24 protein-coding genes and 1 tRNA gene are annotated in these 18,305 nt (G+C 60.9%); 4 read left to right on the forward strand and 21 right to left on the reverse strand.

Features of this window, described 5'->3' with window-relative positions:
* The first annotated feature begins 114 nt into the window (after positions 1-114).
* The 4 genes from F624_RS0121060 (at position 115) to F624_RS0121075 (ending at position 5,395) form a co-directional block, all read left to right on the forward strand.
* Positions 115-831 carry an MgtC/SapB family protein gene (locus tag F624_RS0121060; protein ID WP_019576335.1) on the forward strand — a complete coding sequence of 239 codons (717 nt, stop codon included), beginning with the start codon at positions 115-117 and terminating at the stop codon, positions 829-831.
* 156 nt (positions 832-987) lie between these two features.
* Positions 988-1,914, forward strand: coding sequence for a histone deacetylase family protein (locus F624_RS0121065; RefSeq protein WP_031255757.1), 927 nt, complete (start codon positions 988-990; stop codon positions 1,912-1,914).
* 5 nt (positions 1,915-1,919) lie between these two features.
* On the forward strand, positions 1,920-4,610 hold the full coding sequence (locus F624_RS0121070; protein ID WP_019576337.1) for a bifunctional acetate--CoA ligase family protein/GNAT family N-acetyltransferase: 2,691 nt from the start codon (positions 1,920-1,922) through the stop codon (positions 4,608-4,610).
* A 215-nt stretch (positions 4,611-4,825) separates the two neighbouring features.
* Positions 4,826-5,395, forward strand: a complete 570-nt coding sequence (locus F624_RS0121075) for an HD domain-containing protein (RefSeq protein ID WP_043426410.1) — start codon at positions 4,826-4,828, stop codon at positions 5,393-5,395.
* A gap of 171 nt (positions 5,396-5,566) precedes the next feature.
* On the opposite strand, the gene F624_RS0121080 is transcribed toward F624_RS0121075, so the two are convergent.
* From F624_RS0121080 to F624_RS0121180, 21 genes are all read right to left on the reverse strand, one after another.
* Positions 5,567-5,643 (reverse strand) — tRNA-Met (locus F624_RS0121080).
* 18 nt (positions 5,644-5,661) lie between these two features.
* Positions 5,662-6,063, reverse strand: coding sequence for a 50S ribosomal protein L17 (gene rplQ, locus F624_RS0121085; protein ID WP_027476448.1), 402 nt, complete (start codon positions 6,061-6,063; stop codon positions 5,662-5,664).
* 156 nt (positions 6,064-6,219) lie between these two features.
* The gene (locus F624_RS0121090; RefSeq protein ID WP_019576341.1) at positions 6,220-7,209 is read right to left on the reverse strand and encodes a DNA-directed RNA polymerase subunit alpha; all 990 of its coding nucleotides are present in this window, start codon (positions 7,207-7,209) and stop codon (positions 6,220-6,222) included.
* A gap of 105 nt (positions 7,210-7,314) precedes the next feature.
* On the reverse strand, positions 7,315-7,938 hold the full coding sequence (gene rpsD, locus F624_RS0121095; RefSeq protein WP_019576342.1) for a 30S ribosomal protein S4: 624 nt from the start codon (positions 7,936-7,938) through the stop codon (positions 7,315-7,317).
* An 84-nt stretch (positions 7,939-8,022) separates the two neighbouring features.
* Positions 8,023-8,427 (reverse strand): 30S ribosomal protein S11, encoded by a 405-nt coding sequence (gene rpsK, locus F624_RS0121100; protein ID WP_019576343.1) that lies wholly within the window; start codon positions 8,425-8,427, stop codon positions 8,023-8,025.
* Positions 8,428-8,440: 13 nt separating this feature from the next.
* The gene (gene rpsM / locus F624_RS0121105) at positions 8,441-8,806 is read right to left on the reverse strand and encodes a 30S ribosomal protein S13 (RefSeq protein WP_019576344.1); all 366 of its coding nucleotides are present in this window, start codon (positions 8,804-8,806) and stop codon (positions 8,441-8,443) included.
* A 23-nt stretch (positions 8,807-8,829) separates the two neighbouring features.
* Positions 8,830-8,943 (reverse strand): 50S ribosomal protein L36, encoded by a 114-nt coding sequence (gene rpmJ / locus F624_RS0121110; RefSeq protein WP_019576345.1) that lies wholly within the window; start codon positions 8,941-8,943, stop codon positions 8,830-8,832.
* Between the two features lie 33 nt (positions 8,944-8,976).
* Entirely contained in the window at positions 8,977-9,195 is a 219-nt protein-coding gene (gene infA / locus F624_RS0121115) for a translation initiation factor IF-1 (protein ID WP_019576346.1), read from the reverse strand.
* Positions 9,196-9,201: 6 nt separating this feature from the next.
* On the reverse strand, positions 9,202-10,521 hold the full coding sequence (gene secY, locus F624_RS0121120; RefSeq protein ID WP_027476449.1) for a preprotein translocase subunit SecY: 1,320 nt from the start codon (positions 10,519-10,521) through the stop codon (positions 9,202-9,204).
* A 21-nt stretch (positions 10,522-10,542) separates the two neighbouring features.
* Positions 10,543-10,974, reverse strand: coding sequence for a 50S ribosomal protein L15 (gene rplO / locus F624_RS0121125; protein ID WP_019576348.1), 432 nt, complete (start codon positions 10,972-10,974; stop codon positions 10,543-10,545).
* Positions 10,975-10,984: 10 nt separating this feature from the next.
* Positions 10,985-11,167, reverse strand: coding sequence for a 50S ribosomal protein L30 (gene rpmD / locus F624_RS0121130; protein ID WP_027476450.1), 183 nt, complete (start codon positions 11,165-11,167; stop codon positions 10,985-10,987).
* Between the two features lie 14 nt (positions 11,168-11,181).
* Positions 11,182-11,700, reverse strand: a complete 519-nt coding sequence (rpsE, locus tag F624_RS0121135) for a 30S ribosomal protein S5 (protein ID WP_019576350.1) — start codon at positions 11,698-11,700, stop codon at positions 11,182-11,184.
* 17 nt (positions 11,701-11,717) lie between these two features.
* Positions 11,718-12,083 (reverse strand): 50S ribosomal protein L18, encoded by a 366-nt coding sequence (rplR, locus tag F624_RS0121140; RefSeq protein WP_019576351.1) that lies wholly within the window; start codon positions 12,081-12,083, stop codon positions 11,718-11,720.
* Between the two features lie 11 nt (positions 12,084-12,094).
* A complete protein-coding gene (gene rplF, locus F624_RS0121145; RefSeq protein WP_019576352.1) occupies positions 12,095-12,628 on the reverse strand; it encodes a 50S ribosomal protein L6 in 534 nt (177 codons plus the stop codon).
* 25 nt (positions 12,629-12,653) lie between these two features.
* Positions 12,654-13,049, reverse strand: coding sequence for a 30S ribosomal protein S8 (rpsH, locus tag F624_RS0121150; RefSeq protein WP_019576353.1), 396 nt, complete (start codon positions 13,047-13,049; stop codon positions 12,654-12,656).
* A 20-nt stretch (positions 13,050-13,069) separates the two neighbouring features.
* Positions 13,070-13,375 carry a 30S ribosomal protein S14 gene (gene rpsN / locus F624_RS0121155; RefSeq protein ID WP_027476452.1) on the reverse strand — a complete coding sequence of 102 codons (306 nt, stop codon included), beginning with the start codon at positions 13,373-13,375 and terminating at the stop codon, positions 13,070-13,072.
* Positions 13,376-13,383: 8 nt separating this feature from the next.
* The gene (gene rplE / locus F624_RS0121160; protein WP_027476453.1) at positions 13,384-13,923 is read right to left on the reverse strand and encodes a 50S ribosomal protein L5; all 540 of its coding nucleotides are present in this window, start codon (positions 13,921-13,923) and stop codon (positions 13,384-13,386) included.
* Between the two features lie 2 nt (positions 13,924-13,925).
* Complete coding sequence (gene rplX, locus F624_RS0121165; protein WP_019576356.1) at positions 13,926-14,246, reverse strand: 50S ribosomal protein L24; 321 nt, start codon at positions 14,244-14,246, stop codon at positions 13,926-13,928.
* 11 nt (positions 14,247-14,257) lie between these two features.
* Positions 14,258-14,626, reverse strand: coding sequence for a 50S ribosomal protein L14 (gene rplN / locus F624_RS0121170; RefSeq protein WP_007861702.1), 369 nt, complete (start codon positions 14,624-14,626; stop codon positions 14,258-14,260).
* A gap of 179 nt (positions 14,627-14,805) precedes the next feature.
* A complete protein-coding gene (locus F624_RS0121175; RefSeq protein ID WP_031255760.1) occupies positions 14,806-16,398 on the reverse strand; it encodes a glycerol-3-phosphate dehydrogenase/oxidase in 1,593 nt (530 codons plus the stop codon).
* Positions 16,399-16,529: 131 nt separating this feature from the next.
* On the reverse strand, positions 16,530-18,260 hold the full coding sequence (locus F624_RS0121180; RefSeq protein WP_019576358.1) for an ABC transporter substrate-binding protein: 1,731 nt from the start codon (positions 18,258-18,260) through the stop codon (positions 16,530-16,532).
* Positions 18,261-18,305 lie beyond the last annotated feature (45 nt).

An 18,305-nucleotide genomic window follows, 5' to 3' on the forward strand; every position in this document is an offset into this window, starting at 1 on the left:
AGCACCTGACCTGAGACTGACCTCCACCCTGCGCAGTACTACGTACAGATGCCACGCCGCAGACACGCCAGCGGGGCAAAATGCGCCATCCCAAGGACAACCGGACACTCGCCGATGCAAGCCCTGCAGAACATCAACCTCGCCTCTCTCGCCGACTCGGTGCTGAGCCTGAGTTCCGCCTTCATCATGGGCGGGCTGATCGGCCTGGAGCGGCAGTACCGCCAGCGCACGGCCGGCCTGCGCACCAATGTGCTGGTGGCGGTGGGGGCGGCAATCTTCGTCGACATGGCCAACCGCCTGGGTGGCAGCGATGGCGCCGTGCGGGTGGTGGCCTATGTGGTGTCGGGCATCGGCTTTCTGGGTGCCGGGGTGATCATGCGCGAGGAAGGCAGCGTGCGTGGGCTGAACACGGCCGCCACCTTGTGGGCCTCCGCCGCGGTGGGGGCCTGCGCCGGAGCCGATCTGGTGGTGGAGTCTTTTGTCGGCACACTGTTCGTGCTGGCGGCCAACACCTTGCTGCGCCCGGTGGTGAACCGCATCAACCGCCAACCCATGGGCACCGCCTCGGTGGAAGTGAGTTGCACGGTCTATGTGATAGCCCCGCGCGAGCATCAAAAGCTGGCCATGTCGCAGCTGCACACGCTGCTGGAGCAACTGCATCACCCTGTGCGCGACCTGGCCGTGCACGCCTTTGGCGAACACGAGGTGGAGATTGAAGCCACCTTGTCGGCCACCTCGGTCGACGGCAGCGAGTTGGATGGGCTGGTGGCCCGCCTGAAGAGCGAGAGCTACGTGCAGCAGGCCTTCTGGAGTCCCAGCACCACGGAGTGAGCCGCGTCCCGAACGGCGACCAGGGCCAGGGTCATCCCTGTGGCGGACGCCAGCGATGTCAGCAAGAGTTGCCTCAAGTCAAGTCTTTGTCGCCCGGCGGGGCCTAAAGTGGTAACAAAGAGAGGCCGGATGTGCCGGTCTCCGACGGAGACCGTTTTGCTGGCAGCGTACATCACCCACACCGACTGTTCCCGTCATGAGATGGGCCCCCACCACCCGGAATGCCCCGAGCGGCTGGCCGCCATCCATGACCACCTGCTCATCAAGGGCCTGCTGGACTACATGCTGCCCTATGACGCCCCGCTGGCCACCGAAGAGCAACTGGGGCGGGCGCACTCTTCTCTGTACGTGAGCGAGATCCTGGCGGCCTCGCCCACCGAGGGCTACCACCCGGTGGACCCGGACACCAGCATGAACCCCCACACCGTGACCGCCGCCCTGCGTGCCGCCGGTGCAGCGGTGCAGGCCACGGACCTGGTGCTGGGCGGTGAGGTGAGCGCGGCCTTTTGCTGTGTGCGGCCGCCCGGGCACCACGCCGAATACCGAAGCGCCATGGGCTTTTGCTTTTTCAACAATGTGGCGGTGGGCCTGCGCCATGCGCTGGATGTGCACGGGCTGGAACGCGTGGCCTTGATCGACTTCGATGTACACCACGGCAACGGCAGCGAAGACATCCTGCGCGATGACGAGCGCGTGCTGATGTGCTCGATCTATGAAAAAGGCCTGTACCCCTTTCCCGACGGCGACGACAAACGCCCCGGCATGGTGAACGTGGGCCTGCCCTCGCGCTCGGGCAGCGAGGCCTTCCGCGACGCCGTGACGCAGCGCTGGCTGCCGGCGCTGGAGGCCTTCAGGCCCCAACTGATTTACATCTCGGCCGGCTTTGACGGTCACCGCGACGACGACATGGGCAATCTGGCCCTGCTGGAATCCGACTATGAATGGGTGACTCAGCAATTGATGGCGGTGGCGCGGCGCCATTGTCAGGGCCGTGTCATCTCCTGCCTTGAAGGTGGCTATGTGCTCAGCCCCCTGGCACGCAGTGCCGGGGCCCACGTGAAGGTGCTGATCGGCGCCGATTGAAGACCATGGACAAACACTACCTCACCCCCCTGTTCTCTCCTGAATCCATCGTGGTCTTCGCCAACCCGGCGGAGACGGGCGAGGCCACGTCTGCGCTCAACCAGGCCTTGCTGGAAGCGCTGAAGGCCCAGCGCTTTTCGGGCACCCTGCAGTTTGTCGATATCCACACCACGGGCACCCTGGCCGATCTGGCCCAGACCGTGGCCGACCTGGCCATCATCGCCCTGCCGGCGCAGGACATGAATGCGGCCCTCGAATTGGCGGCGCGGCTGAGCTGCAAAGCCGCCTTGTTGATCTCGACCGGTATCAGCGCCGACAAGGCGGCTGAGCTGAAGAAGATTGCCCGCCGCGAAGGCATTCACTTGCTGGGGCCCAATTGCCTGGGCTTTCAACGCCCCTCGCTGCAGCTCAATGCGAGCGCCAGTGGCGGCCTGGCCCGCGCTGGCTCGCTGGCGCTGATCTCGCAATCGGGCGCCCTGACGGCCTCGATGCTGGACTGGGCCAGCAACAACGCGGTGGGCTTTTCGACCGTGGTGTCGCTGGGGCCCAACACCGTGCTCGACATGGCCGATGTGCTGGACTTTCTGGCTAACGATGCCAAGACGCACAGCATCATCGTCTACCTGGAGGGGATCTCGAACGCCCGCCGCTTCATGAGTGCGCTGCGCTCGGCCGCCAACGCCAAGCCGGTGGTGGTGCTGAAGGCGGGCCGCAAGCCCGCCGGCAATGAAGCCGCCCAGACCCACAGCGGTGCCATCGTGGGCAGCGACGACGTGTTCGACGCCGCCCTGCGCCGCGCCGGTGCAGTGCGAGTGCGTTCGTTCGTGCAGTTGTTCTCGGCGGCCAAGTGCCTGGCCTCGCGCTACCGGCCGGTGGGCAAACGCCTGGCGATCGTGACCAACGGCGGCGGGCCGGGCGTGCTGGCGGCCGACTGGGTCAATGAGATCCACCTGCATCTGGCCAAGCTCTCGCACGAGACCGTGCAGGCCCTGAAGCCCCAGCTGCCGGCCCTGGCCTCGCTGACCGATTTGATTGATCTGTCGGAGGAGGCGGGCCCCGAGCACTACGCCGCGGCCATCGAGGCCGCGCACAAGGACCGCGAGGTGGATGGCGTGCTGGTGATCTGCTCGCCCAAGGTGGGCATGGACACCAGCGCCATCGCCCAGGCCGTGGCGGCGCTCAAGCCCAAGGTGGGCAAGCCGATGCTGGCCTGCTGGATGGGGGATCGTTCGGTGGTGCCGGCGCGCGCCATCCTGAACGAGGCATCGATCCCGAGCTTTCGCACCCCCGAGGCGGCCGTGGGCGCGTTTGGCAACCTGGCGGCTTTCTACCAGAACCAGCAGTTGCTGCAGCAGACGCCGCCCCCCCTGTCCACCCTCGCCAAGCCCGACATCGAGGGCGCGCGGCTGGTCATCGAAAGCGTGCTGGCCGAGCGCCGCAAGGTGCTGACCGAGATGGAGTCGAAGACGCTGCTGTCGGCGTTCCACATCCCGGTGACCGAAACCTTGCTGGCCCGCAGCGCCACCGAGGCCATGATGATCGCCACCCAACTGGGCTTTCCGGTGGCTTTGAAGATCGACTCACCCGACATCAGCCACAAATCCGATGTGCAAGGCGTGGTGCTCAACATCATGAGCGGCTCGGCCGCCCGCGACGCCTACAGCGACATGATCGAGCGCGTGACCCGCCTGCTGCCCCAGGCCCGCATCAACGGCGTGACGGTGCAGCGGATGGCGCGCAACCGGCGCGGCCGAGAGATCTGCGTGGGCCTGGTGACGGACGCCCCCTTCGGCCCTGTCATCACCTTTGGCGCGGGTGGCACGATGATCGAGCTGATCGATGACCGGGCCATGGAGCTGCCTCCGCTGAACCTGTTCCTGGCCCGGCGCATGATCGATCGCTCCCGGGTGGCCGAAACCCTGGGCGAATGGCGCGGCGCCACTGCAGCAGACCGCGACGCACTCGAGCAGGTGCTGTTGCGCGTGTCCGAAATGGTGTGTGAGCTGCCTCAGCTGCGAGAGATGGACATCAACCCCATCATCGTGGACGAAAGCGGCGCCGTGGCGGTGGATGCCCGCATCGTGATCGACAGCGCCCCGCAGGCTGCCAGCGGGCGCCTGAGCAATTACCACCACCTGTCCATCCTGCCCTACCCGGCGCGCTACGAGCAGGTGCTGCCCTTGCGCGGCGGTGGCGAGTACACAGTGCGGCCGATTCACCCCGACGACGCCCAGATGCTGCAGGACTTGATGCACCACCTGTCGCAGGAGAGTCGCTATTTCCGCTTTGTGTCGTCGATGGCGGAGTTGCCGCCGCAGATGCTGGCCCGCTTCACCCTCATCGACTACGACCGGGAAATGGCGCTGGTGGCCGTGGTGAAGGAGCGCACGGCCAACGCCGAGGGTGAGATCAGCGAAACAGAGCGCATCGTGGGCGTGTCGCGCTACATCACCAACCCGGACCAGACCAGCTGTGAGTTCTCGCTGGTGGTGGCCGATGACTTCAACGGTAAGGGGCTGGGGTCGCGGCTGATGGAATGCATCATGGATGTGGCCCGCGAAAAGGGGCTCAGCGAGATCGACGGGCTGGTGCTGGCAAACAATCAGCCCATGCTCAAGCTGATGCGGGGCCTGGGCTTCAGCGTCAAGGCGTTTGCGGAAGACCCGGAGTTCAAATTGGTGACGCACCCACTCTGAGCACCGCAGGCTTCTTCATGAAATGAAGCGGGCAATGCTGGCGGCACCGCATGAAGCAGCTGCAGGTGGGGCGTCATCGGGGCTTCACGCAAGGACTCTAGCCTGGAGGCTTTGCCCATTTTTGCATGTCCCCCGATCCATCCGGTGATGAGCTGGAAGCGGAAGACGGGCACCCTGCGAAAACCTGATGAACCCTCGCGTGATTGGAGCCCAAAGTGTCCCTGAGCCTGCCCGATATCTCTGCCCTGTTGCTGCGCAGGGGCAACGCCCAATATGGCGATGAGGCGGTGTCGCAACTGCAGCACGCCCTGCAATCCGCCGCCTTGGCAGAGCAAGCCGAGGAAAGCCCGGAGACCATCGTGGCAGCGCTGCTGCACGACCTCGGGCATTTGATCGTGGCCGAGCGCGATGGTGTCGATGAGCCCGACAACAGCCGCGATGAACTGCATCAATTCGTGGTTGTGCCGTTTCTGCGGGGCACCTTCCCTGAGGCGGTGCTGGCGCCGATTCGACTGCATGTGGACGCCAAGCGCTTTCTGTGCGCCACGGAAGCCGGCTATGAAGCCGGTTTGTCACCCGCATCCAAGGCCAGCCTGGCGCTGCAAGGCGGTGCTTTCAGCGCCGAAGAGGCTGCACGGTTCATCACCCAAGCGCATGCCGCCGAAGCGGTGCGCCTTCGCCGCTATGACGACCAGGCCAAAGTGCCAGGCTGGCAGGGCCCCGATCTGACGCATTTCGAGCCCTACATGGCGCGGGTCGTGACGACCGCCATGGCATCGCAATAAGCCCATCCCCGCTCGCAGGCGGTTCAACACATCCCAGCACCACTGGCAAAGAAGATCCCCGTAGCGCTATCACCAGAGATCGGGGTACGCCATCTCACCATGGAACGCCAGAAAACAAAAAAGCCCACCGAAGTGGGCTTTTTGCAAACAACTCTAGGAGCTGCTTTGGATTGGTTGCGCGAGAAGGATTTGAACCTCCGACCTTTGGGTTATGAGCCCAACGAGCTACCAGACTGCTCCATCGCGCGGCAAGATGGAATTATAACTTATTCTGCAGCTGCTTGAGCGGCTTCGGCAGAATTATTTGCTTCAGCACGTTCAACCAACTCCACCAGGGCCATCGGAGCGTTGTCGCCCACGCGGTAGCCCATCTTCAGGATTCGGGTGTAACCACCAGGACGAGCGCTGTTGCGCTTGCCCAGGTCGTTGAACAGCTTGGTGACGCTGTCGCGGTCGCGCAGACGGTCAAAAGCCAGACGACGGTTGGCCACAGTGTCAACCTTGGCCAGAGTGATCATGGGCTCGATCACGCGGCGCAGTTCCTTGGCCTTGGGAACGGTGGTCTTGATGACTTCATGCTCGATGAGCGAGTTCATCATGTTCTGCAGCATCGCCAGGCGGTGCGAGCTGGTGCGATTCAGTTTACGAAGGCCGTGTCCGTGACGCATAGTGCTTTCCTTTCTTTATTGATGACAACCAGCCGGATCAGGTACTGGTTGATGCACTTTTCTGACTTTTCCGATTGCTCGGATTTCTCAGATTTCCCATCCATCCCATGACGGATGAGGCAGGCTCGCTGAAAAAGCGAAGCCTGCGATTATAACTTAACGCTTGTCGAGACCAGCGGGCGGCCAGCTTTCCAGCTTCATGCCCAGAGTCAGGCCGCGAGAGGCCAGAACTTCCTTGATCTCGTTGAGCGACTTGCGACCCAGGTTCGGGGTCTTGAGCAGCTCGTTTTCGGTACGCTGAATCAGGTCGCCGATGTAGTAGATGTTCTCTGCCTTCAGGCAGTTGGCCGAACGCACGGTCAGTTCCAGCTCGTCCACAGGACGCAGCAGGATCGGATCGAACGAAGCGCCACCGCGCGGAGCCGGCTGATCGAACGCAGCCAGTTCGCCGCCTTCGAGCTGAGCAAACACAGCCAGCTGTTCCACCAGGATCTTGGCCGAGGCACGCACTGCGTCTTCAGCCGTGATCGCGCCGTTGGTTTCGATTTCGACCACCAGCTTGTCCAGATCGGTACGCTGCTCCACACGGGCGCTTTCGACGGTGTAGCTCACGCGGCGGACCGGCGAGAACGATGCGTCGAGAACGATGCGGCCAATCGACTTGCTGGGCTCATCGGCGAAGCGACGAATGTTGCCAGGCACATAGCCACGGCCCTTTTCGACCTTGATCTGCATGTCGAGCTTGCCACCGGCCGACAACGTGGCGATCACGTGTTCGGGGTTGATGATCTCGACATCATGCGGGGTCTGGATATCACCGGCAGTGACAACGCCTTCGCCATCCTTGCGCAGGCTCAGAGTAACTTCGTCGCGGTTGTGCAGCTTGAACACCACGCCCTTCAGGTTCAGAAGGATGTTGACCACATCTTCTTGAACGCCGTCGATGGAGGAGTACTCGTGCAGAACACCTGCAATCGTGACTTCAGTCGCTGCGTACCCCACCATGGAGGACAGAAGCACTCGCCGGATTGCGTTGCCCAGCGTATGGCCATAGCCACGCTCGAACGGTTCCAGGGCGACCTTGGCGCGGTTGTTGCCAAGCTGTTCCACGGTGATTGCTTTGGGTTTCAGCAAGTTGGTTTGCATTCAGACTTCCTCTCAATACCCCCGGCTCGTTACACCGGTAAGGCTGGTGAAGCACCTATACCGCGGTGCCCCGCGGTATAGGAACGATTTCAATTGAACGGACGATTAACGCGAATACAGTTCAACGATCAGCGATTCGTTGATGTCTGCACCGAATTCATCACGATCCGGGGACTTCTTGAAGGTACCTTCCGCCTTGTCCGCATTGACTTCAACCCAAGCCGGAATGCCGACTTGTTGAGCCAGTTGCAAAGCTTCGACCACACGGCCTTGCTTCTTGGACTTTTCGCGCACGGCCACCACGTCACCGGCCTTGACCAGGTACGACGGGATGTTGACCGATTGACCATTCACGGTGATGGCCTTGTGCGAAACCAGCTGACGAGCTTCAGCGCGGGTCGAACCGAAACCCATGCGGTACACCACGTTGTCCAGACGGGACTCGAGGATGAACAGCAGGTTGGCGCCGGTGTTGCCACGGCGACGATCGGCTTCTTCGAAGTAACGGCGGAATTGCTTTTCCAGCACGCCGTACATGCGCTTGACCTTCTGCTTTTCACGCAGTTGCAGACCGAAGTCAGAAGTACGGGCACCCGAGGTGCGGCCGTGCTGACCAGGCTTGGAGTCGAACTTGGCCTTGTCCGCGATCGAGCGACGAGCGCTCTTCAGGAACAGGTCGGTGCCTTCACGGCGGGAGAGTTTGGCCTTGGGGCCGAGGTAACGTGCCACTTGAGCTTCCTTTTATGTCATCTTCCACACGCTTGAACGTGCGGGAGCCATCGGCGCGATGCCGATGGCGGTGGGCTTAAAAAATCAGATACGACGACGCTTTTGCGGGCGGCAGCCGTTGTGCGGCACCGGCGTCACATCAGAGATGGACGTGATGCGGATGCCCAGGGCACCCAGTGCACGAACGGAAGACTCGCGACCCGGGCCGGGGCCCTTGATCTCAACGTCGAGGTTCTTGATACCTTGCTCAATGGCAGCACGACCAGCCACTTCCGACGCGACCTGGGCCGCAAAGGGCGTGGACTTGCGGGAGCCCTTGAAGCCTTGACCACCCGACGAAGCCCAGGACAAGGCATTGCCTTGGCGGTCGGTGATGGTGATGATCGTGTTGTTGAACGAGGCGTGAACGTGGGCAATACCGTCAGAAACGTTCTTGCGGACCTTCTTGCGCACACGTTGTGCTGCGTTATTGGCGGGTGCTTTTGCCATATTGATCTCTCAATTATTTCTTCAGAGCGGCGGCTGCCTTGCGCGGACCCTTGCGAGTACGAGCGTTGGTGCGGGTACGCTGACCACGCATCGGCAGGCCACGACGGTGACGGAAGCCACGGTAGCAACCAATGTCCATCAAGCGCTTGATGTTCATGGTGGTTTCGCGACGCAGGTCACCTTCAATGGTGAACTGCTCGATTTGTTCGCGAATCTTTTCCAGATCGCCGTCCGTCAGATCCTTGATCTTCTTGGTGTAAGCGATACCAGTTGCTTCGCAAATCTTGCGAGCGCGGGTGCGACCAATGCCAAAAATGGCGGTCAGACCGATTTCCGCATGCTTGTGCGGCGGAATGTTAATCCCAGCAATACGTGCCATGTGCGTCCTCTATAACTTGTAAATCAGCCTTGGCGCTGCTTGTGACGTGCATCCGTGCAGATCACGCGCACCACACCCTTGCGGCGGATGATTTTGCAGTTGCGGCAAATTTTCTTGACCGAAGCCGAAACTCTCATTTCATTCTCCTAAAACTCTTCAAACCGCAACCATCACTTGGCGCGGAAAACAATACGTGCCCGAGACAGATCGTAGGGCGTCAATTCAACAGTGACTTTGTCACCGGGAAGAATGCGGATGTAGTGCATACGCATCTTGCCGGAAATATGCCCGAGGACGATATGGCCGTTGTCCAGCTTCACGCGGAATGTCGCGTTCGGTAGGTTTTCAACCACTTCACCCTGCATTTGGATGACATCGTCCTTAGCCATGTCAAATCAACCACCTATGGATGTCTTGAAGTTGGCTTTCTTGAGCAGTGACTCATACTGCTGCGACATCATGTAGTTCTGAACCTGGGCCATGAAGTCCATGGTCACCACCACAATGATCAGCAGCGAGGTGCCACCGAAGTAGAACGGAACGTTGTACTTCAGGATCAGGAACTCCGGCAGCAAGCACACGAATGTGATGTAAGCCGCGCCAGCCAGTGTCAGACGCACGAGAATCTTGTCGATATAACGCGCAGTTTGCTCACCAGGACGGATTCCCGGAACGAAAGCTCCACTCTTCTTCAAGTTATCTGCTGTCTCACGGCTGTTGAAAACCAGCGCCGTATAGAAGAAGCAGAAAAATACGATCGCGGCGGCATAGAACATCACATAGATGGGCTGACCAGGGGTCAACGCTCCAGCGATATCCTTCAACCAACGCATCGAATCACCAGTGCTGAACCAGCCCACCACCGTTGCCGGCAGCAGAATGATCGACGAAGCAAAGATCGGCGGCACCACACCGGCCATGTTCAGCTTCAAGGGCAAATGAGAGGATTGGCCCCCATAAACCTTGTTGCCGACCTGACGCCGCGCATAGTTGACCAGGATCTTCCGCTGACCACGTTCGACGAAAACGACGAAATAGGTCACCAGGATCACCACAGCCACGATGAACAGCGCAACCACGATGCTCATCGCACCGGTGCTGACCAGTTCCAGCAAGCCGCCGATGGATTTCGGAAGACCTGCTGCGATCCCAGCAAAAATCAGGATCGAAATACCATTGCCCAAACCGCGCTCAGTGATCTGCTCACCCAGCCACATCAGAAACATGGTGCCGGCAGTCAGGCTCACCATCGCGGTCAGGCGGAAGCCAAAACCGGGAGAGATAACCAGACCTGCAGTGCCTTCCAATGCCACAGCAATGCCGAGCGACTGGAAAAGCGCCAGCCCCAAAGTCCCATAACGGGTGTATTGGGTGATCTTGCGACGCCCTGCCTCACCTTCCTTCTTGAGCTGCTCCATGGCAGGAAGGACGTAAGACAGAAGTTGCATGATGATCGACGCCGAGATGTACGGCATGATGCCCAGTGCGAACACCGTGAACCTCGACAGTGCTCCACCGGAGAACATGTTGAAAAGGTTCAGAATCCCACCCTGCTGACCCTGAAAGAGCTGCTGGAGTTGTGCCGGGTCAATGCCAGGCACAGGGATATGGGCACCAATGCGATACACCACGAGCGCGAGCAACAGAAACACCAGGCGTCGACGCAAGTCGCCGAACTTCCCGGTCTTTGCCATTTGTGCTGCGCTAGTTGCCACGATGGACGTCTTTCAGACCGCTCAGGCGAAGCTGCCGCCGGCAGCTTCGATCACAGCCTTGGCACCAGCGGTGGCGCCAATGCCGTTGAGCTTCACAGCCTTGGTGAGTTCACCGGTCTTGATGACCTTGACCACCTTGGCCAATTCGCCAATCAGGCCAGCGACCTTCAGAGCAGCCACGTCAACTTCGGCTTGGCCCAATGCTTCCAGATCAGACAGAGTGATCTCGGCATTGAACTTCAGCAGATGCGACTTGAAACCGCGCTTCGGCAGGCGACGTTGCAGAGGCATTTGACCGCCTTCGAAACCCACCTTGTGATAGCCGCCAGAACGCGACTTTTGACCTTTGTGACCACGGCCAGCGGTCTTGCCCAGACCGGAGCCAATGCCACGGCCAACGCGACGCTTGGCGTGCTTGGCGCCAGCAGCGGGCTTGATGCTATTGAGTTCCATGTTCTTTCTCTCAGAGCACTTTGACCAGATAGCTGATCTTGTTGATCATGCCGCGCACTTCGGGGCTGTCCTTGAGCTCGCTGACACTGTTCAGCTTGCGCAGGCCCAGACCACGAACGGTCGCGCGGTGCGATTCCTTGGTGCCGATCGGGCTGCGAACCAGCTGGATCTTCACGGTATTTTGGGTCGTCATGAAATGACTCCTTCTTAGGCGAAGATCTCTTCGACAGACTTGCCGCGCTTGGCAGCAATGTCCGACGGAGTGGTCGAGTTCTTCAGCGCGTCAAACGTGGCGCGAACCATGTTGTAAGGGTTCGACGAACCATGGCTCTTGGCCACGATATCGGTGATACCCATCACTTCGAACACAGCGCGCATCGGGCCGCCAGCAATGATGCCGGTACCCTTGGGAGCCGGTGCCATCATCACAACAGCCGCGCCGTGGTGGCCGGTCACGTTGTGGTGGATGGTGCCGTTCTTCAGGGAAACCTTGGTCATGTTGCGACGGGCTTCTTCCATCGCCTTTTGCACGGCAGCAGGCACTTCCTTGGACTTGCCCTTGCCCATGCCAACGCGACCATCGCCATCGCCGACCACGGTCAAGGCAGCGAAACCGAGAATACGGCCGCCCTTGACCACCTTGGTCACGCGATTCACGGCGATCATCTTCTCGCGCATGCCGTCGTCGCGACCTTCGTCTTGAACTTTGGGTTGAAACTTAGCCATTTTTTATTCCCGTCCGCTTAGAACTGCAGGCCTGCTTCACGGGCAGCGTCGGCCAGAGCCTTGACGCGACCGTGGTAAGCGAAACCAGCGCGATCGAATGCAACCTTCTCCACGCCAGCAGCCTTTGCCTTTTCAGCAATGCGCTTGCCGATGAGGGCTGCAGCGGCGGCGTTGCCGCCCTTGCCGGAAGCACCCAGCGAGCTGCGCACTTCGGCTTCGGCAGTCGAAGCGCTGGCCAGCACCTTGGTGCCGCAGCCAGAGATCACTTGAGCATAGATGTGCAGGTTGGTGCGGTTCACGCTCAAACGCGCAACGCCTTGATTGGCAATGCGGATGCGAGTTTGACGTGCACGACGCAGACGCTGCTCTTTTTTGGTCAACATGCTGCAGCTCCTTACTTCTTCTTGGTCTCTTTGATCGTGATCTTTTCGTCCGCATAACGGATGCCCTTGCCCTTGTAAGGCTCGGGGGGACGAACAGCACGGATCTCAGCAGCGATCTGACCCACGCGCTGACGGTCAGCGCCCTTGATCAGAATTTCAGTCGCGGTCGGAGTGGCCACGGTGATGCCTTGCGGCATTTCGATGTTGACGGGGTGCGAGTAGCCCACCGCCAGGTTCAGCTTGGTGCCTTGAGCAGCGGCCTTGTAGCCCACGCCGATCAGAGTCAGCTTCTTCTCAAAACCCTTGCTGACACCCACCACCATGTTGTTGACCAACTGGCGCAGCGTGCCGGACATGGCATTGGCTTCGCGAGAGTCATTCACAGGGGCAAACGTCAGCTTGCCTTCTTCATTAGAGATCTTGACCAGGGCGTTTTGCGCCAGCGACAGGGAACCGCCGGTACCCTTCACGCTGATCTGGTCTTCTTTGATCGACACATCCACACCTTGGGGGATGGCGACCGGTGCTTTGCCTACGCGGGACATTTCAGTTTCTCCTCAATGTCACGGTTTAAGCCACATAGCACAGCACTTCGCCACCGACACCGGTAGCACGTGCTTTGCGATCAGTCATCACGCCCTTGGGAGTGGTGACGATGGCCACGCCGAGGCCATTCATGACTTGGGGGATGGCGTCACGGCCCTTGTAGACACGCAGACCAGGGCGGCTGACGCGCTCGATGCGCTCAATCACCGGACGACCAGCGTAGTACTTCAGGGAAATTTCAAGTTCGGACTTGCCTTCGTTGGTCTTCACTTGGAAGCCGTCGATATAGCCTTCATCCTTCAGCACTTGCGCGATGGCAACCTTCACTTTGGACGAAGGAACCAACACGGTAGCCTTAGCCACCATTTGTGCGTTGCGGATGCGGGTCAGCAAGTCAGCGATGGGATCACTCATGCTCATGTTTAATCTCTCCTGCCTGCTTACCAGCTGGCCTTGGTGATACCGGGGATATCACCTGCAAAAGCCAGTTCGCGAATCTTTGCACGGCCCAGACCGAATTGACGGAAGGTGCCACGCGGACGGCCCGTGATTTCGCAACGGTTGCGTTGACGGGTGGGGTTGGCGTTGCGCGGGAGCTTTTGCAGACCCAGACGGGCAGCAGCACGCTCTTCATCGCTACGCTTGGCATCGTTGGCAACAGCCTTCAGTTCAGCGTATTTCTTCGCGAACTTGGCTGCCAGTTTTTCACGCTTGAGCTCGCGCTCGATCAAAGCTACTTTAGCCACACGACACCTCAGTTCTTGAACGGGAAACGGAAGCCGGCGAGCAGTGCCTTGCACTCTTCGTCCGTCTTGGCCGTCGTGGTGATGCTGATATTGAGACCGCGCAGGGCGTCAACCTTGTCGTACTCAATTTCCGGGAAGATGATCTGTTCTTTGACGCCGATGTTGTAGTTACCACGGCCATCAAAAGCGCGACCCGAAATACCACGGAAGTCACGGACGCGGGGCAGAGCCACGGTCACGAAACGGTCCAGGAATTCGTACATGTGCACGCCACGCAGGGTCACCATGCAACCGATGGCCTGGCCTTCGCGGATCTTGAAACCAGCGATAGCCTTCTTGGCCTTGGTCACCACAGGCTTCTGGCCAGCGATCTTGGTCAGGTCAGCCACGGCGTTGTCCATGACCTTCTTGTCCGACACAGCTTCGCTCACGCCCATGTTCAGGGTGATCTTGGTCAGACGCGGCACTTGCATCGGAGAGGTGTAGCCAAACTTGGCCATCAACTCCGGAGCCACTTTTTCACGGTAGTGTTGTTGCAGTCGTGCCATGGTCATGCCACCTTGATTTCTTCGCCGCTGGACTTGAAAACGCGAACGCGCTTGCCGTCAGCCAGGAGCTTGATGCCGACGCGGTCAGCCTTGCCGGTGGCAGCATTGAAAATGGCCACGTTGGACTGGTGGATGGGCATGGATTTCTCCACGATGCCACCGGTCGTACCCTTCAGGGGGTTCGGCTTGGTGTGCTTCTTCACCAGGTTGATGCCTTCCACGATCAGGTGGGAGTCATCCTTGCGCAGCACCACTTGGCCGCGCTTACCCTTGTCGCGCCCTGCGAGCACGATCACTTCATCGCCTTTGCGGATCTTGTTCATGATTCGCGTCCTCAGAGAACTTCAGGAGCCAGGGACACGATCTTCATGAACTTTTCGGTACGCAGTTCACGCGTCACGGGTCCAAAGATGCGGGTGCCGATAGGCTCCAGCTTGGCGTTCAGCAGCACTGCTGCATTGCCATCAAACTTAACGAGCGAGCCATCGCCACGGCGGATGCCCTTGGCGGTGCGAACCACCACTGCGCTGTAAACCTCGCCTTTTTTGACGCGGCCACGCGGAGCGGCTTCCTTGATGCTCACCTTGATGATGTCGCCGACACTGGCGTAGCGACGCTTGGAACCGCCGAGCACCTTGATGCACAGGACGGACTTGGCGCCAGTGTTGTCGGCAACCTCTAACCGAGATTCTGTCTGGATCATTTCAATATTCCCAACTTGTACCAGGGCTCTTGACCATCAAAAGCACCAGTCAGTCTTGGGCCCGTCGTCCGCGCCGCAAACCATTTTGATGCGCTTCCGTTGGGCAAGAAACTTCACTTTTTACAGCGAAGCCTGTGAGTATTGCAAACTATCCAGAAGATGTCAATTGTTTTTGACGGTCAGGCAGGCAGGGTGCCGTAGCGTTCAGCCAACGCCAGGAACGGAGCCGTCGGCTGCGGCATGCCCAGCTCCTGCTCCAGGATGCGCGCCACTGCTGGGGCCGCGGCTGCAGCGGCCCGGGCGTCGAGGAACAGCAGGCGATTGCGCCGAGCCAACACATCCTCGATGCTGCGCGCATATTCATAGCGTGCCGCAAAACGAACCATGGCTTCGGTCAGGTTCGGCGCCACGAGTACGTCCGCCCCCGGCAGGCCTGCCAGCAGGGCGGCTTCATCGCCGTACAGATGCGCCCCTGGCGCGTCGCTCAAACGCACGGTGGCCGAGCCGGGCACAGGCGCACCGATCAACCGGTGGTGATCCGTGCTCGAGGCCGCCAGCTTGGGCAGCAAGCCGGCCTGCTGGATTTTACCCAGCACATCCTCGGCCATCGCCCGGTAGGTGGTCCATTTGCCGCCCGTGACGGTGACCAGGCCGCTTTTGCTCACGGCCACGGTATGTTCACGGCTGATGCCCTTGGTGTTGCCGTCGTCTTCCACCGGCTTGACCAGGGGACGCAGCCCCACCCAGACGCTGCGCACGTCTTCGCGGCGCGGTGCGCGCTGGAGGTAGCGCGCCGATTCGTCCAGGATGAACGCCACCTCATCGGCAAACGGCTCTGGCTCGCGCGCCAGATCCTCACGGGGCGTGTCGGTGGTCCCCAGGATCACCTTGCCGAGCCAGGGCACGGCAAACAAGACACGCCCATCGGCCGTCTTGGGCACCAGCAAGGCGTGGTCGCCCTGCAGGAAATCACGATCCACGACCAAGTGAACGCCTTGGCTGGGCGCCACCATGGGCTTAGTGGCTCGGCCGCTGGCCTGGCCGTCGAGCTCGCGCAGCGCATCCACCCAAACCCCGGCGGCATTCACCACGCAGCGGGCGCGGAGCTCGAATGAACGACCGCTTTCCTGGTCTTCGCAGCGCAGGCCAGCCAGTCGGCCCGCCTCGTGCACCAGGCCGGTGGCCTTGCAGTAGTTGACCAGCAAGGCGCCCTGCGCGGCCGCCGTGCGCGCCAGCACCAGGGCCAGGCGCGCGTCATCAAATTGGCCATCCCAGTATTTGACCCCTCCCCAGAGGTGCTCCTGGATGATGGTGGGCAGGCACTCACGGGTGCGGGCCTTGCCCAGGAATTCGGTGGCGCCCAGGCCGGCCTTGCCAGCCAGCGCGTCGTACATCATGAGGCCGATGCCATAAAAGGGCGACTCCCACCAGTGGTAGGACGGCATCACAAAGGGCAAGGGCTGCGCCAGATGCGGCGCGTTGTGCAGCAAGGTGGTGCGCTCATGCAACGCCTCACGCACCAGCGACACATTGCCCTGAGCCAGGTAGCGAACACCACCGTGCACCAGCTTGGTCGCCCGCGACGATGTGCCTTGGGCAAAGTCGTGCGACTCGACCAGCACCACGCTCAAGCCCCTCAGCGCGGCATCGAGCGCCACGCCCAAGCCCGTCGCCCCACCGCCGATGACAGCCAGGTCGTAGGTGCGTGGCTCGGCCAAGCGCTCGATCAGCCGGGCTCGGTCAGTCGTTTGGGGCAGTGCAGTTTCGCTCATGATCTTGGGGCGGGCCGGTGCACCCTGTGCCACCGACGCCGCCATTGCTTCAGGGCCTCCCGGGTGCCCTGTTGGATATCAAACCGGCGGGGCTGGAAGCACACCGCCGGAACCTGTTCGCTGCGCGGGTCTCAGCGAACCTTGCCGTCCTTCCAGGCCTGCAGCAGCTTGTCGTAGTTGATGGTCTCGCCCTTGGGCTTTTCGTTGGCCAGCTTGGCCCACGGTGCACCCTTGTCGCTCAGCCACTTGGACGGATCGCTCTTCGGGTTCAGCTTGGGCGCGCAGTGGCTCATGCCCGCACGCTCCAGACGACCCATCACCTGGTCCATCTCGTCAGCCAGCGTGTCCATGGCGCCTTGCGGGGTCTTTTCACCCGTCACGGCCTGGGCCACGTTCTTCCACCACAGCTGAGCCAGCTTCGGGTAGTCGGGCACGTTGGTACCGGTGGGGGTCCAGGCCACACGGGCCGGGCTGCGGTAGAACTCGATCAGACCACCGTACTTGGCGGCGTTCTTGGTGAAGTACTCATGACGGATGTCGCTGTCGCGGATGAAGGTCAGGCCCACCACCGACTTCTTGGCCGACACGGTCTTCGAGGTCACGAACTGAGCGTACAACCAGGCAGCGGCCGTCTTGTTGGCGTCATGGCCCTTGAAGAAGGTCCACGAGCCCACGTCCTGGTAGCCGTTCTGCATGCCTTGCTTCCAGTACGGGCCGTTCGGGCCAGGGGCCATGCGCCACTTCGGCGTGCCGTCGGCGTTCACCACCGGCAGGCCGGCCTTGGTCATGTCGGCGGTGAAGGCGGTGTACCAGAAGATCTGCTGCGCGATCTGGCCCTGAGCCGGCACCGGGCCGGCTTCACCGAAGGTCATGCCCATGGCTTCCTTGGGCGCGTACTTCTTCATCCAGTCGACGTACTTGGTCAGTGCGTACACGGCAGCGGGCGAGTTGGTGGCCCCCCCGCGAGAGACCGAGGCGCCCACCGGCGTGCACTTGTCATCCGCCACACGAATGCCCCACTCGTCCACCGGCATGCCGTTCGGGATGCCCTTGTCGGCCGTACCAGCCATGGACAGCCAGGCATCGGTGAAGCGCCAGCCCAGCGACGGGTCCTTCTTGCCGTAGTCCATGTGGCCATAGATCGGCTTGCCGTCGATGGTCTTCACGTCGTTGGTGAAGAACTCGGCGATGTCTTCGTAGGCGCTCCAGTTCTGCGGCACGCCCAGGTCGTAGCCATACTTGGCCTTGAACTTGTCCTGCAGATCCTTGCGGGCGAACAGGTCGGCACGGAACCAGTACAGATTGGCAAACTGCTGGTCGGGCAACTGGTACAGCTTGCCGTCCGGTGCAGTGGTGAAGCTGGTGCCGATGAAATCCTTCAGATCCAGGTCGGGGTTGGTGTATTCCTTGCCGTCGCCCGACATGTAGTCGGTCAGCGACATGATCTTGCCGTAGCGGTAGTGCGTGCCGATCAGGTCCGAATCGCTGATCCAGCCGTCATAGATCGACTTGCCCGATTGCATCGAGGTCTGCAGCTTCTCGACCACGTCACCTTCCTGGATCAGGTCGTGCTTGACCTTGATGCCGGTGATCTCTTCAAAGGCCTTGGCCAAGGTCTTGGATTCGTACTCGTGGGTGGTGATGGTTTCGGACACCACCGAGATCTCCTTGACGCCCTTGGCCTGCAGCTTTTTGGCCGCATCCATGAACCACTTCATTTCGGCCAGCTGCTTGTCCTTGGACAGCGACGAAGGCTGGAACTCGGTGTCGACCCATTTCTTGGCTTCGGCTTCACCAGCCTGGGCATATTGGCCAGCCACCAACGCGGCAGCGATGGCCAGCGCTGTGTAACGCAGTTTCATGAGATGTCTCCTCAAGTACAAATCCCCGGCTTTTTGAAAAGGTGT

It is taken from the genome of Curvibacter lanceolatus ATCC 14669, assembly GCF_000381265.1.
Lineage (GTDB): Bacteria > Pseudomonadota > Gammaproteobacteria > Burkholderiales > Burkholderiaceae_C > Curvibacter > Curvibacter lanceolatus.

Excerpts from the sequence above, each read along its gene's own strand:
- F624_RS0121060 (WP_019576335.1), top strand. The coding sequence starts at position 115 with ATGCAAGCCCTGCAGAACATCAACCTCGCCTCTCTCGCCGACTCGGTG.
- F624_RS0121070 (WP_019576337.1), top strand. The coding sequence starts at position 1,920 with ATGGACAAACACTACCTCACCCCCCTGTTCTCTCCTGAATCCATCGTG.
- rplQ (WP_027476448.1), bottom strand. The coding sequence starts at position 6,063 with ATGCGTCACGGACACGGCCTTCGTAAACTGAATCGCACCAGCTCGCAC.
- F624_RS0121090 (WP_019576341.1), bottom strand. The coding sequence starts at position 7,209 with ATGCAAACCAACTTGCTGAAACCCAAAGCAATCACCGTGGAACAGCTT.
- rpsK (WP_019576343.1), bottom strand. The coding sequence starts at position 8,427 with ATGGCAAAAGCACCCGCCAATAACGCAGCACAACGTGTGCGCAAGAAG.
- rpsM (WP_019576344.1), bottom strand. The coding sequence starts at position 8,806 with ATGGCACGTATTGCTGGGATTAACATTCCGCCGCACAAGCATGCGGAA.
- rpmJ (WP_019576345.1), bottom strand. The coding sequence starts at position 8,943 with ATGAGAGTTTCGGCTTCGGTCAAGAAAATTTGCCGCAACTGCAAAATC.
- infA (WP_019576346.1), bottom strand. The coding sequence starts at position 9,195 with ATGGCTAAGGACGATGTCATCCAAATGCAGGGTGAAGTGGTTGAAAAC.
- rplO (WP_019576348.1), bottom strand. The coding sequence starts at position 10,974 with ATGGAACTCAATAGCATCAAGCCCGCTGCTGGCGCCAAGCACGCCAAG.
- rpmD (WP_027476450.1), bottom strand. The coding sequence starts at position 11,167 with ATGACGACCCAAAATACCGTGAAGATCCAGCTGGTTCGCAGCCCGATC.
- rpsE (WP_019576350.1), bottom strand. The coding sequence starts at position 11,700 with ATGGCTAAGTTTCAACCCAAAGTTCAAGACGAAGGTCGCGACGACGGC.
- rplR (WP_019576351.1), bottom strand. The coding sequence starts at position 12,083 with ATGTTGACCAAAAAAGAGCAGCGTCTGCGTCGTGCACGTCAAACTCGC.
- rplF (WP_019576352.1), bottom strand. The coding sequence starts at position 12,628 with ATGTCCCGCGTAGGCAAAGCACCGGTCGCCATCCCCCAAGGTGTGGAT.
- rpsH (WP_019576353.1), bottom strand. The coding sequence starts at position 13,049 with ATGAGCATGAGTGATCCCATCGCTGACTTGCTGACCCGCATCCGCAAC.
- rplE (WP_027476453.1), bottom strand. The coding sequence starts at position 13,923 with ATGGCACGACTGCAACAACACTACCGTGAAAAAGTGGCTCCGGAGTTG.
- rplX (WP_019576356.1), bottom strand. The coding sequence starts at position 14,246 with ATGAACAAGATCCGCAAAGGCGATGAAGTGATCGTGCTCGCAGGGCGC.
- rplN (WP_007861702.1), bottom strand. The coding sequence starts at position 14,626 with ATGATCCAGACAGAATCTCGGTTAGAGGTTGCCGACAACACTGGCGCC.
- F624_RS0121175 (WP_031255760.1), bottom strand. The coding sequence starts at position 16,398 with ATGAGCGAAACTGCACTGCCCCAAACGACTGACCGAGCCCGGCTGATC.
- F624_RS0121180 (WP_019576358.1), bottom strand. The coding sequence starts at position 18,260 with ATGAAACTGCGTTACACAGCGCTGGCCATCGCTGCCGCGTTGGTGGCT.